Genomic DNA, 13,233 nt, shown 5'->3' with positions numbered 1-13,233 from the left:
CGACATGACAGCCCCGGTGAAGGAGAACCCCCCGCGCATCCCGCCCTACAAAACGGCGGCGGTGCTGTTCCTGGTCGTCTCCTCGATCGTGCTGGGATTCGTCTGGTTTCAGTTCCGGGGCAAGCTGACGCCGAAGACGCCCTTGACGCTGGTGGCCCCTCGGGCCGGCCTGGTGATGGACCCGGGATCCAAGGTCACCTACAACGGGGTGGAAATCGGCCGTGTCACCAACATTTCGGAGATCCAACGCGACGGCGTGCCGGTGGCCAAGTTCTCTATGGAAGTCAAACCGGAGTACATCAGGCTGATTCCGGCCAATGTGGAGGCCAAGATCAAGGCCACCACCGTCTTCGGCAATAAGTATGTCTCGCTGAGCTCTCCGAAAAATCCTGTTCCGCAGCGTATTTCATCGGAACACGAGATCGATGCGAGGTCGGTGACGACCGAGTTCAATACGCTGTTCGAGACCCTCACCGCGATTGCGGAGAAGGTCGACCCGGTCAAGCTGAACCTCACGCTGTCCGCGGCAGCGCAGGCCCTGGCCGGGTTGGGCGACAAACTCGGGCAGTCGATTGTCAACGTCAACGCCGTCCTTGATGACATCAACCCTCGAATGCCGCAGGTGCGCCACGATATTCAGCAGCTCGCCGCCCTGGCCGACACCTACAACAACGCCGCGCCGGATCTGTTGGACGCCCTCGATCACGCGGTAGTCACGGCCCGCACGCTGCACGGGCAGGAAGCAGAATTGGATTCCGCGCTGCTCGCTGCCGCCGGCATGGGCAACACCGGTGCAGACATCTTCGAGCGCGGCGGGCCTTACCTGCAACGTGGCATCTCCGATCTGCTCCCCACCGCCCAGCTGTTCGACACCTACAGTCCCGAAATATTCTGCACGATAAGGAATTATCGCGACGCCGAGCCAGCAGCCTATGCAACCACGGGTGGCGGTAACGGGTACGGGCTGAAAACCATGACCGAATTGACGTCCGGGCTGGGCGGCATCCTGACGCTGCCCGGGCTGACCGGCACAGTGCTCACCCAAGGCCTCCTCCAAGTGGCCGGGTTGGTCGGCGGAGCACCGAATCCCTACACCTATCCGGAGAATCTTCCGCGGGTGAACGCCCGTGGTGGACCGGGTGGCGCGCCGGGCTGCTGGCAGCCGATCAACCATGACTTCTGGCCGGCGCCGAGCCTGGTGGTCGACACCGGCGCAAGTCTCGCACCGTACAACCACGTGGACACCGGTTCGCCATACGCACTCGAGTACGTGTGGGGCCGCCAAGTCGGGGACAACACGATCAACCCATGAAAATCACCGGTAGCGCAATCAAACTCGGCATCGTCTCGCTGGTGCTCTTCTTGATCGTCGTCTCGATCGTCGTGGTGTTCGCGCAGATGCGTTTCACCAGCACCAACACCTATTCCGCGGAGTTCGCCAATGGCAGCGGCCTGAAGGACGGCCAGTTCGTGCGCGCCTCCGGAGTGGAGATCGGCAAGGTCAAAGCCGTCAACCTGATCGATGGTGGCAACCGGGTGCGGGTTGACTTCGCCGTCGACCGCTCGATCCAGCTGTACCAGTCGACCACTGCGCAGATCCGCTATCTCGACCTGCTCGGAAATCGCTTCGTCGAGCTCAAACGAGGCATGGGTGACGGCGCAGACCAGATACTGCCCGCAGGCGGGCTGATCCCGCTCTCCCGCACTTCACCGGCCCTGGACCTCGACGCGTTGATCGGTGGATTCAAGCCGCTGTTCAAGGCGCTGGAACCGGAGAAGGTCAACACCATCGCCTCGGCCATTGTCACCGTCTTCCAGGGTCAGGGCGGAACCATCAACGACATCCTCGATCAGACGGCGCAGCTGACCGCGCACATCGCTGAACGCGACCAGGCGATCGGTGAGGTGGTCAAGAACTTGAACATCGTCCTGGACACCACGGTCAGGCATCGCCAGGAGTTCGACGAAACGGTGGACAACTTCGAAAGGTTGATCACCGGTCTGCAGAACCATGCCGATTCGCTGGCCGCTGGCCTGGCCAACATCAGCAACGCCGCCGGAACGGTGTCGGAGTTACTGGCGGACAACCGCGCGCTTTTGCACAAGGAGATCAACTACCTGCAGGCCTTCCAGCAGCCGCTCATCGATCAGCGCGAACAACTCAGCGACCTCATCCACAAGACCCCCACCGCGCTCAACCTGATCGGACGCAGCATCGGTCTCTACGGCGACTGGGTGAACTTCTACGTCTGCGACCTCTCGATCCGGTGGAACGGATTGCAGGGCGGCGGGCCGGTTCGCACGGTCCGGATCTGGCAGCAGCCCACGGGCAGGTGCACGCCCCAATGAGGACACTGACGGAATTCAACCGCAACCGCGTCGGGCTGATGGGCATCGTGGTGCTGGTGCTCGTCGTGCTCGTCGGCCAGAGTTTCACCAGCGTCCCGATGATGTTCGCAGCCCCGGCCTATTTCGGGCAGTTCACCGAATCGGGTCAGTTGAACAAGAACGACAAGGTGCGCATCACCGGTGTCAATGTCGGCAAAGTGGAGAGCATCGACGTCGAGGGCGACCACGTGCTGATCAAATTCTCCATCGGCGCCAACACCATCGGCACCGAGAGCCGGCTGGCGATCAAGACCGACACCATCCTGGGTAAGAAGGTGCTCGAGATCGAGCCGCGAGGAACGAAAGTTCTGCGGCCCGGGGGTGTGCTCCCGCTGGGCCAGAGCACCACGCCTTACCAGCTTTACGACGCGAACTTCGACATCGTCAGGGCTGCAACGGGATGGAACATCGACACCGTCAAACAGTCGCTGAATGTGCTGTCTGAGACCATCGACCAGACCTACCCGCACATCAGTGCCGCCCTCGACGGCGTGGCCAGGTTCTCCGACACCATCGGCAAGCGCGATGACGAGATCAAACATCTGCTCGCGCAGGCCAACAAGGTAGCCAGCGTGCTCGGTGACCGCAGCGAACAGATCAACCGGTTGCTGGTCAACGCCAAGGCGCTGCTGGTCGCGTTCAACGAACGCGGACGGGCCATCGACGCTCTGCTGCAAAACATTTCGGGCGTCGCACAGCAGATAAAGGGATTCATCAACGACAACCCGAACTTGAATGCGGCACTGGAGCAGTTGCACACCCTCACCGATGTGCTGGTGCAGCGTAAAGACGACCTGGCTCAAACCCTCACCTTCGTCAGCTCATTCGCGGCATCGCTGGGGGAGTCCGTCGCGTCGGGACCGTACTTCAAGATCGTGCTGTCCAACCTGCTCCCGTACTGGATGCTGCAGCCGTTCGTCGATGCCGCGTTCAAGAAGCGCGGTCTGGATCCCGAAGAGTTCTGGCGCAGCACCGGCCTGCCCGCCTTCCGGTTCCCCGACCCCAACGGCACCCGGTTCCCCAACGGTGCGCCGCCGCCCGCACCGCCGGTGTTGGAAGGCACCCCCGAGCATCCGGGGCCGGCCGTCCCGCCGGGATCGCCATGTTCGTACACCCCAGCGGCCGACGCGCTGCCGCGCCCGTGGAATCCGTTGCCCTGCGCGGGGGTTGACGTGGGACCGTTCGGCGGCAGTTTCCCGGCCCCGCTCGACGTGCAGACTTCGCCGCCGAACCCGAACGGGCTGCCTCCGACACCGGGGATTCCGATCGCCGGGCGGCCCGGCGAGGCGCCGCCGGACGTGCCGGGCACTCCGGTGCCGTTGCCGCCCAACGCGCCGCCCGGCGCGCGCACCGAAGGCACCACGGGAGGCCAGAGTTGAGCATCAATTTCGCTGCACACCGGCCGCGGTTGCGCAACGTCGTCGCGTCAGTGGCCGTGATCGTGGGACTGCTCGCCGCTTTCGTCGGCTGGCAGCTCTACCAGAAGGTGAGCAACAACACCGTCGTCGCTTACCTGCCCGCGGCGATCGCCCTGTACTCCGGCGACAAGGTCCAGATCATGGGCGTGCGTGTGGGTTCCATCGACTCCATCGAGCCGGCCGGCGACAAGATGAAGGTGACGTTCCACTACGCCAACAAGTACAAGGTGCCCGCCAACGCGTCCGCGGTCATCGTGAACCCAACACTGGTGGCGTCGCGCAGCATTCAGCTGGAGCCGCCCTACCGCGGCGGTCCGGTCATGACCGATAACGCGGTGATTCCCATCGAGCGCACACAGGTGCCGACCGAATGGGATGAACTGCGCTCGAGCGTCGCCAACATCATCGACAAGCTGGGTCCGACCCCCGAGCAGCCCAAGGGCCCGTTCGGTGACCTGATCGAATCCTTCGCCGATGGCCTGGCCGGCAAGGGCAAGCAGTTCAACACCACGCTGGACAGCTTGTCCCGGGCGCTCACCGCCCTGAACGAAGGCCGTGGTGACTTCTTCGCGGTGGTGCGCAGTCTGGCGCGGTTCGTCAACGCCCTGCACAAGGACGACAAGCAGTTCGTCGCGCTGAACACCAACCTGGCCCAATTCACCGACAAGCTCACCAGTTCCGACCGCGCGCTCGCCGACGCGATCCAGCAGTTCGACGGGCTGCTCGCCACGCTGCGCCCGTTCCTCACCGAGAACCGTGAGGTGCTGGCCCAAGACATCAACAACCTGTCCACCCTGACCACCACGCTGGTTCAACCCGAGCCGCTCAACGGCTTGGAAACCGCGCTGCACGTGCTGCCGACGCTGGAAACCAACCTCAGCCAGATCTACCACCCGTCCCACGGCGCGGTCATGTCAATTCCGGCCATCCCGAACTTCGCCAACCCGATGCAATTCATGTGCAGCATGATTCAGGCCGGCAGCCGGCTGGGCTATCAGGACTCGGCCGAACTGTGCGCGCAGTACCTAGCGCCGGTGCTCGATGCGATAAAGTTCAACTACCTGCCCTTCGGCCTCAACCTGTTCAGCACGGCCGAGACGCTGCCGAAGCAGGTCGCCTACTCCGAGCCGCGGCTGCAGCCGCCGAACGGGTACAAAGACACCACGGTGCCCGGGATCTGGGTTCCCGACACCCCGTTGTCGCACCGCAACACCCAGCCGGGCTGGGTGGTCGCGCCGGGCATGCAGGGCGCTCAGGTAGGGCCGATCACAGCGGGACTGCTGACCCCGGAGTCGCTGGCCGAACTGATGGGCGGCACCGACATCGCGCCCCCGCAGTCCGGGCTGCAGACTCCACCGGGCCCGCCGAACGCCTACGACGAGTACCCGGTATTGCCGCCGATCGGTCTGCAGGCGCCGCAGGTGCCGATCCCGCCGCCGCCACCGGGGCCAGGAGTGATCCCGGGGCCGGTCGCGCCGACGCCGGCGGCTCCCGGACCGCCGTTACCCGCTGAGGCGGCCGTGGCGACGGGGGCGGGCTCATGACGGCACGTCTCCGGCAGACCCTGGCGCTGCTCCTCGCCGCGCTGGCACTGACGTCGTGCGCGAATTGGCGTGGCGTGGCGAATATTCCGATGCCAGGCGGCCCCGGCAGCGGGCCGGGTTCCTACACCGTCTACGTGCAGATGGCCGACACGCTGGCGCTCAACACCAACAGCCGGATCCGGGTCGCCGATGTGTTCGTCGGCACGGTTCGCTCTATCCAACTGAAGAACTGGGTGGCAACCCTGACGCTTCGACTGGACAAGGGCATCAAATTGCCCAGGAACGCCACCGCGAAGATCGGCCAGACGAGCCTGCTGGGCTCACAGCACATCGAACTGGCCGCGCCACCGAATCCGTCTCCCGAACCGCTGCGCCCGGGAGACACCATCCCGCTGAAGAATTCGTCGACTTATCCGACGACCGAGCAGACGCTGGCGAGTCTGGCCATGATCTTGCGCGGGGGCGGAGTGCCGAACGTCGAAGTGTTGCAGAACGAGGTCTACGACATCTTGCACGGCCGGGCCAACGAACTCAGGGCCTTCCTGGGCAAGCTAGACACTTTCACCGCCCGACTCAACGAGCAACGCGACGACATCACCCGGGCGATTGACTCCAGCGACCGGCTGTTGGCCTACGTCGGTCATCGCGCGGACGTCCTGGACCGGGTACTCACCGAATTCCCGCCGCTACTCAAGCATTTCGCGGACAAGCAGCACCTGCTGATCAATGCGGTCGACTCGGTGGGACGGCTCGGCGAGGTTGCCAACCAGTACCTGTCTCCGTCGCGGGGCGATCTGCACCAGGACCTGGTGGCGCTGCAGTGTCCGCTGCGGGAATTCGGCCGTGCCGCACCGTATCTCATTCAGGCGCTGAAGCTGATGCTGGTCCGGCCGTTCGACGTCGACTCCGTGCCCAAGGCATTCCGCGGCGACTACTACAACCTGTCGCTCACCCTCGACCTCACCATGAGCGCCGTCGACAACGCGGTCCTCACCGGGACGGGCTTCTCCGGAGCGCTGCGCGCACTTGAGCAATCCTGGGGCCGTGACCCGGAAACGATGATCCCCGACGTCCGGTACACGCCGAACCCCAATGACGCTCCCGGCGGCCCGCTGGTCGAAAGGGCGGACCGGCAATGCTGACCCGCTTCATCTGGCGCCAGATATTCCTGTTCACCTTGTTGAGTTTGGTTACCGCAGTTGCGTTGGGCTGGTACTACTTACGGATTCCCACCGCGGCAGGCATCGGTCAGTACACGCTGAACGCCACCCTGCCCACATCCGGTGGTCTGTACAGGACTTCCAATGTGACCTATCGCGGGGAAACCATCGGCACGGTCACCTCCGTCGAGCCCACCGAGAACGGCGCGTTGGTGCGGATGAGTATCGCCGACCGCTTCAAGATCCCGGTCGACGCGTCGGCGAACGTGCGTTCCATGTCGGCGGTCGGCGAGCAGTATCTAGACCTGGTGTCGTCGGGCAATCCGGCTAGGTACTTTTCGCCGGGACAGACCATCACCAAAGGCACCGTACCCTCTGAGATCGGGCCGGCGCTGGACGCCGCCAACCGCGGGCTGGCCGCGCTGCCCGCCGGCAAGATCCCGGCGATACTCGACGAAACAGCGCAGGCCGTGGGTGGATTGGGCCCTGCGCTGCAACGACTCGTCGATGCGACCCAAGCGATCGCCGGTGACCTCAAAGCCAACATTTCCGAGATCGATGACATCATCCAGAACTCCGGACCCGTTATCGACAGCCAGGTCGAGTCGGGCGACGCGATCGGGCGCTGGTCTCACAACCTGGACACCCTGGCCGCGCAGGCGGCGGAAAACGACCCGCACGTGCGAAGCATCCTGAACCAGGCAACGCCGACCACCGATCTGGTCAACGCGGTGTTCAACGACGTTCGCGAGTCACTGCCGCAGACCCTGGCGAATCTCGAGATCGTGCTGGAAATGCTCAAGCGTTACCACAAGGGTGTCGAGCAGCTGCTGGTCGCCTACCCGCAGGGCGCGTCCGAGGGTCAGACGGTGACGTCTGCGTTTCCCGGCTTCGCCTCGCTCGGTACGCATTTGACGATCAACCAGCCGCCGCCCTGTCTGACGGGTTTCCTGCCCGCTCCGCAGTGGCGGTCGCCGGCGGACACCAGCCTGGCGCCGATGCCGTCCGGAACGTATTGCAAAATCCCGCAGGAAACGCCGGCCAACGCAGTGCGCGGAGCGCGGAACCTGCCGTGTGTCGACGTGCCGGGTAAACGGGCAGCTACGCCACGGGAATGCCGTGACTCCAAACCCTATGAGCCGGCCGGCACCAACCCGTGGTACGGCGACCCGAATCAGATCCTGACCTGCCCGGCGGCAGCGGCCCGCTGCGACCAACCGGTGAAGCCGGGTCAGGTGATACCCGCACCCTCGATCAACAACGGCATGAACCCCGCTCCCGCGGACCGGGTGCCGGGCACACCGCCGCCGGTCAGCGACCCGCTGTCACGTCCGGGCTCGGGCTCCGTGGTGTGCAACGGACAGCAGCCAAATCCCTGCGTCTACACCGGCAACGAACCACCGGTGGCCGTCTACAGCCCGCAGCGCGGTGAACTCGTCGGGCCCGACGGAGTCAGATACGCCGTCGAGAACTCCACGCGTACCGGGGATGACGGATGGCGGGACATGCTGTCGCCGCACAACTGATTGACACTGACCGCACGTACAGTCATATAATGGTCGGGTGACCATCGGCCGCTTCGGTCGAGCGCGGTGAGAAACGGAGCGAAATGCCGGAAGTCATTGGCCTGGGCCAACTCCGGAGCGACGCCTGCACGTACCTTGAGCGGGTTGCCGCCGGCGAGACACTCGACGTCGTACGGCGGAGCAAGGTGGTGGCGCAGATCCAGCCGGTCGGCGACTGGCGGGTCGCGCCCATCCCGGCGCGTTCGGCCGAACCCGTCGAACCGGGATGGGTCGGCCTGGACGAGCTACGGACGCGCGCCGGGCGGTGCTTCGACCGGGTTGCGGCCGGGGAGACGATTTATGTGGTCCGCGCCGGGCGGATCCTGGCGCGGATAGTGGCGGCCGGCAATTCGGCTCCGGTATCGGGTGGCGGGCCGGCGGATACGGGCCGGCCGATCGAACTCGACGAATTGCGAAACCGTGCGGGCCGCTACATCGATCGGGTGGCGGCGGGGCAGACCATCGAGGTCAGCCGCGGTGGCAAGGTCGTCGCGCGCATAGTCTCGGTTGCTTGACGGCTTCGCATGCCGGCCTGCCGGTTGCGAGGTTTGAATTTGCGCCACGCCGGGTAGTGGTGACCCATCGATAAGGGAAACGCCAGCTCGTAACGTTCGCGGTCGGTGACATATGGCGATCAACACCCGTGCCGATCATTGGGGGTCTAATGAAGCGTGTCACCCGAGCCACTCTCTCCGCGCTGACGTTCGCCGCACTGTCCGGACTGGCCGCGCCGCCGGCCTCTGCCGACTCGAGCACCGTGATCTTCGAGGCGCTGGGGACGGGCACTGCCACGACGATCGACACCGACCCCGCGATCGATCGCGTGTACAACGCGCCGTTGCCGTGGAGCCGGACGATCCAGGCCGGTCCCGACGTCACGCTGTTCCAGGTGGTGGTCGTCGGGTCGGGCACGACGAGCCCCGGCTGCCGCATCACCGTCGGCGGTCATGTGGTGGCCGAGCAGCCTGTCGGCGGTTCGGCGCACTGCATCTACTCTCGCTAGCGCCGCGCTGGTCTGTTCCCCAAAACCCGGCCACCGCAGCCCTGTTCGATACCGCAAAGCTTGACTATGTCAAGTAAAGTGGCCGATGTGACCACGGCACGCAAACGCGACACGCTCGATTCGATCAGCGCCACGATGTCGCGAATCATGCGCCTCAGTGGCAGCCGGTCGATGTTCAAGCGCCAAGCCGCTGCCGCCGCGGTGGAGCTGTCGCAGCCGTCGTACATGCTGCTGCGCGTGCTGGCTGACGAGGGCGCCCTGCCGATGGGGCAGCTGGCCCGGCTGGCGCACATGGATCTCGGCATGGCCGCGCGCCGGGTGCAGAGCCTCCAGGACGACGGGATGGTTGCCAGGCAGCCCGACTCAGGGGATGCGCGCAAGACCGTGGTGGAGGCGACCGCGGCGGGCAATCGGGCGGCTGCCGCGCTGCAGGAAGTGCGGCGCGAACACCTGCAACGGGCGCTGGCGCAGTGGTCGGCGGACGACCTGCGCCAATTCGACCGGCTGCTGGCCCGATTTCTCGCCGACACCACGGTGACCTCAATCGACTGAATGCGGGCCCTGGCGTACTTCCCGGATGCAGCGGGCCAGCGGTTCGTCGGCCGTGCCGGTGGGCGGTGGCAGCACCAGGCCATCGGCGATGCCGCCGTATCTGTCCCAAAGGAGTTGGGGGAGTTGATCATAGCGACCGCGAACCACGAGGGTGTCCAGGACGGCGTCGTCGAGGACGGCGGGCAACTCATCCCAGCGCTGGTCACGGGTGAGGGCGCGCAACCGATGCGGCAACGACGTCCAGCCGCGCCTCTTCAATGCCCCGGCGTACGCCGGCGTCGACAGCAGAAAGGCCAGCATGCGGCGTTGCCGTTCCCACTCGCCCCGCACCTCGTCATCGGTGCGGCCGGTGGCGATGGCGGTGGACACGACGAGTAGTGGCGAGCGCAGGCGGCCGGCCGCAGCGGCACCGCGCAACAAGCCCGGCTTGACGACATCACGCAGATACTCCGGATCGGAATTGGTGGAATGCGTGACCACGCCATGCGCCAGTCGGCCGGCCAGCTCGCACATGCCGGCATTCACCGCGCCCAGCCAGACCGGAGGTGGCGCGATGTCGCTGGGGCCCGGGTTGAAGTAGGGCTGCAGCCGGGTCACCCGGTAGCTGTCACCGGTGTAGTGGACCGGGCCCCCGCTGCCGAAGGCGGCGAACAACGCGCGCAACGCCTCGAGGTATTCCCGCATCCGCGCTTGTGGCTCCGACCACGGCATACCGAACCGGTCTTCGATGTTCTGCCTGATCTGGCTGCCGAGCCCAAGTTCGAATCGCCCACCCGACAGCAGCGCCAGATCCCATGCGGCATAGGCGGTCAGCGTGGGACTACGCACGAATGCCAACGTGACGGCGGTGCGGATTTTCAACCGGGTGGTGTGCTCGGCGGCCAGCGCGGCGACCGTCAGTGAGTCGTGGATGGTCTCGGCGATGTGGACGCCGTCGAAACCCAGCCGTTCGACCCGGCGGACGTACGCGCCGACCTCGGACAGCGGCAGCTCGGGAGCCATCGCGGCGAGTACCTGCATAGCAGTACCTTAACCCGCAAGCATTCGACCAGTTATTTGACAATGTCAAATACCGCGGCATACGCTGCCGGCTAAAGACGATGCGGGTGAGGGAATTTCATGCACGGGTCGCGCTTCTACTTCGACTGGTCCAACTTCGCCACCATGCTGCGGTTGCTCCGCGACGATCCCGCGACGCCGCGCAAGCGGTACCTGGCGTTCCTGATCGGCATCCCGATGGTAGCGGCGTTCCATGCGATCTGCTTTGCGCTCGACCCGCTGCTCTTTCCGTCGCTGCGGCGCACCGAAGTTCGCGCACCTACGTTCAGCGTGGGACACGCCCGCAGTGGCACCACGTATCTGCACCGGTTGATGGCCGCCGACCCGCAGTTCAGTTATGCGTTGATGTACGAGCTGTTCTTTCCGTCGCTGTTGCAAAAGCGGCTGTTGCGTCTGCTGCTGCGCATCGATGCCAGGATCGGCCGACCGCTGCGCCGCCGGCTCGACGCCGCCGAAGAGAAGATGTTCGCCGAGACCGACGACATGCATAAGACCGGCTTCTTCGTGCCCGAGGAGGACGACTTCTTCCTCACCTGGTCGCTGAGCTCCGGGTTCTGGATCGTGATGTTCCCCTACATGGGTGAGCTGGATTTCTATCACGTGGACCGCTGCCCCGCGCGCAAACGCCGCCGACTCATGACGTTCTACCGCGAGTGTGTGCGCCGGCAACTGGCATTGAACGGCGGCGGCATCCACCTGAGCAAGAACCCGACCTTCTGCGGCCGGGTGGAGGCCTTGATCGAGACCTTCCCCGATGCCAGATTCATTGTGCCGATGCGTAATCCGTACGAGACGATTCCCAGCCTGCTGAAGATGTTGCAGACCGAGTGGCGACTGCGTGGCCGCGATGAACGACTGATCGGCCAGTCGCTGCGGGTGCTCGCCGAGCAGTCGATCCACTCCTACACACACCCGCTGGAGGTGCTGGCCAGACATCCGGAAGTGCGCTCGGCCATGGTGGACTACCGCGAACTGGTGGCGGCTCCCGACGCCACCATGCGGCGGGTGTACGACGAATTGGGACTGCCCCTCGGTTCGCAAGCGGCAGCCGAATTCGAGGCCGCCGGCCGGCGGCACGGCCATGAGACGGCACACCGTTACAGTCTCGCCGAGTTCGGGCTGGACGCGGCAGCCATCAGGACGGCTCTGGCGCCGATGTTCGACCAATTCGGCTGGGACGTAGAGGAAAAAGGTAGGGCACATGTCAATTGAGCAGACCCGGGAGACGCTGCGTGCGGCCTGGACGGACATGATCGACACGATCAACCGGGCCCGCGACTACGTCGATTCACCGGCATTGCATGCGCCGCCGCCGACGGAGCAAGGGCTGGCCGAGGGGCATCGTTACCTGCTCGGGTTCCTGTTCAGCTCGATCGAGAGGGCTTGTCTGGAGGATCCGGAGTTCCCCTACTTCCGGCGCGCGATCCAACCGCAGGACAAGGCCACGATTGACAACGCCGACGCGTTGTACCTCTCGGCACGCATCGACGGCGCCCGGAGCTACCGGATAACCGGACGCGTCGCCGACCACCGGCACTGGCGCGGCGCTGCGCGGGCCCCGGGGCCGGTGGCGCCGCAATACGTCGTCTTCGAAGCGCACAGCGTCTATGCCGGCGACACCGGCAACCTGATGGAACTGGCGCCGGGCGGGCGGGTGGTCACCGGACTGCTAGACAGTACCGACCTTGCCGTCGACCCAGACGGATGCTTCGAAATACTTTGCGCACCAGCACGTCCCGTAGGTCATACCGGCAATTTCGTGGCCACCGTCAAGGACGGCGCGGACACCGCCCAATACCTGATCGTGCGGTCGCTGTTCGGTGACTGGGCCAACGAGGTGTCACCTGAGTTGCGCATTGTGCCGATCGGCCGGGTTGGAGGGCACCCGGCGCTCGTTGACTCCGACACGACGGCTGCCGCGGTCCGGCGCGTCGGTGAACTCGTCGAGCACCAGATGCGGTTCTGGAACGAGTTTTACGACATCGTCCTGGAGTCCAACGGCGACAAGAACGGCGACGGTGTCACATTCATGCCGCATAACGCGCTCAACGAGCCCGCCGCAGCCAATCTCGCTTCCGGTGGCGGGCAGAGCACCAATGTCTACTCCGGCGGTGTCTTCGAGCTCGACGAGGACGAGGCCCTTCTGGTGGAGGTCAACGTTCCGGTCGAACCGGCCTATCTGGGTTTTCACCTGTCCAACGTCTGGGGCGAGTCACTGGATTACGCCAACCACGTCAGCAGCCTCAACGGGTTCCAGGCCGTGATCGGTCCCGACGGGGTACGCCGCTACGTGATCGCGCACCGCGATCCGGGGGTGCCGAACTGGCTCGACACCGTGGGCCACCGCACCGGATTCCTCACCGTGCGCTGGACCTACCCCAAGCCGCCGGAGCGGATGCCGACCGCGGCCGTGCGCAGGATCGCGCTGGCCGACGTGCGGGACCTGTTGCCGCCGGGCACCGCCACGGTGAATTCCGAGCAGCGCGCCGAGCAGATCAAAATACGGCAGGAGCACGTGGCGCGCCGGTACCGGCAGTACTGAAT

Annotated in this window: 12 protein-coding genes; 11 read left to right on the top strand and 1 reads right to left on the bottom strand. The window is 65.3% G+C overall.

From position 1 onward, the window contains the following. Positions 1 to 4 precede the first annotated feature (4 nt). The 9 genes from AWC08_RS10815 (at position 5) to AWC08_RS10775 (ending at position 9,630) form a co-directional block, all read left to right on the top strand. A complete protein-coding gene (locus AWC08_RS10815; protein ID WP_065136379.1) occupies positions 5 to 1,312 on the top strand; it encodes an MCE family protein in 1,308 nt (435 codons plus the stop codon). Then, positions 1,309 to 2,349, top strand: a complete 1,041-nt coding sequence (locus AWC08_RS10810) for a virulence factor Mce family protein (protein ID WP_065136380.1) — start codon at positions 1,309 to 1,311, stop codon at positions 2,347 to 2,349. The genes AWC08_RS10815 and AWC08_RS10810 overlap by 4 nt, the downstream gene beginning before the upstream one ends. After that, positions 2,346 to 3,767, top strand: a complete 1,422-nt coding sequence (locus AWC08_RS10805) for a virulence factor Mce family protein (protein WP_082986657.1) — start codon at positions 2,346 to 2,348, stop codon at positions 3,765 to 3,767. The genes AWC08_RS10810 and AWC08_RS10805 overlap by 4 nt, the downstream gene beginning before the upstream one ends. A 29-nt stretch (positions 3,768 to 3,796) precedes the next feature. Next, positions 3,797 to 5,350, top strand: coding sequence for a virulence factor Mce family protein (locus AWC08_RS10800; protein WP_372511548.1), 1,554 nt, complete (start codon positions 3,797 to 3,799; stop codon positions 5,348 to 5,350). After that, a complete protein-coding gene (locus AWC08_RS10795; RefSeq protein ID WP_065136382.1) occupies positions 5,347 to 6,492 on the top strand; it encodes a virulence factor Mce family protein in 1,146 nt (381 codons plus the stop codon). The genes AWC08_RS10800 and AWC08_RS10795 overlap by 4 nt, the downstream gene beginning before the upstream one ends. Next, complete coding sequence (locus tag AWC08_RS10790) at positions 6,486 to 8,036, top strand: MCE family protein (protein WP_065136383.1); 1,551 nt, start codon at positions 6,486 to 6,488, stop codon at positions 8,034 to 8,036. The genes AWC08_RS10795 and AWC08_RS10790 overlap by 7 nt, the downstream gene beginning before the upstream one ends. An 83-nt stretch (positions 8,037 to 8,119) precedes the next feature. Then, entirely contained in the window at positions 8,120 to 8,590 is a 471-nt protein-coding gene (locus AWC08_RS10785; RefSeq protein WP_065136384.1) for a type II toxin-antitoxin system prevent-host-death family antitoxin, read from the top strand. Positions 8,591 to 8,739: 149 nt separating this feature from the next. Further along, positions 8,740 to 9,078 (top strand): MmpS family transport accessory protein, encoded by a 339-nt coding sequence (locus AWC08_RS10780; RefSeq protein WP_065136385.1) that lies wholly within the window; start codon positions 8,740 to 8,742, stop codon positions 9,076 to 9,078. Between the two features lie 87 nt (positions 9,079 to 9,165). Further along, positions 9,166 to 9,630 (top strand): MarR family winged helix-turn-helix transcriptional regulator, encoded by a 465-nt coding sequence (locus tag AWC08_RS10775; RefSeq protein WP_069434687.1) that lies wholly within the window; start codon positions 9,166 to 9,168, stop codon positions 9,628 to 9,630. Here the strand turns inward: AWC08_RS10775 and AWC08_RS10770 are convergent. Further along, positions 9,619 to 10,650: a TIGR03617 family F420-dependent LLM class oxidoreductase gene (locus tag AWC08_RS10770; RefSeq protein WP_069434684.1), complete on the bottom strand. Its 1,032-nt coding sequence runs from the start codon at positions 10,648 to 10,650 to the stop codon at positions 9,619 to 9,621. The genes AWC08_RS10775 and AWC08_RS10770 overlap by 12 nt on opposite strands. A 99-nt stretch (positions 10,651 to 10,749) precedes the next feature. Here AWC08_RS10770 and AWC08_RS10765 point away from each other — a divergent pair, with 99 nt between their 5' ends. Further along, positions 10,750 to 11,901 (top strand): sulfotransferase family protein, encoded by a 1,152-nt coding sequence (locus tag AWC08_RS10765; RefSeq protein ID WP_069434683.1) that lies wholly within the window; start codon positions 10,750 to 10,752, stop codon positions 11,899 to 11,901. Then, positions 11,891 to 13,231, top strand: a complete 1,341-nt coding sequence (locus AWC08_RS10760) for a hypothetical protein (RefSeq protein WP_069434682.1) — start codon at positions 11,891 to 11,893, stop codon at positions 13,229 to 13,231. The genes AWC08_RS10765 and AWC08_RS10760 overlap by 11 nt, the downstream gene beginning before the upstream one ends. Positions 13,232 to 13,233: the final 2 nt, after the last annotated feature.

The sequence above is a fragment of the Mycobacterium gordonae genome (genome assembly GCF_002101675.1).
Classification (GTDB): Bacteria; Actinomycetota; Actinomycetes; order Mycobacteriales; family Mycobacteriaceae; genus Mycobacterium; species Mycobacterium gordonae.
This window is presented reverse-complemented; position numbering and strand designations above follow the sequence as displayed.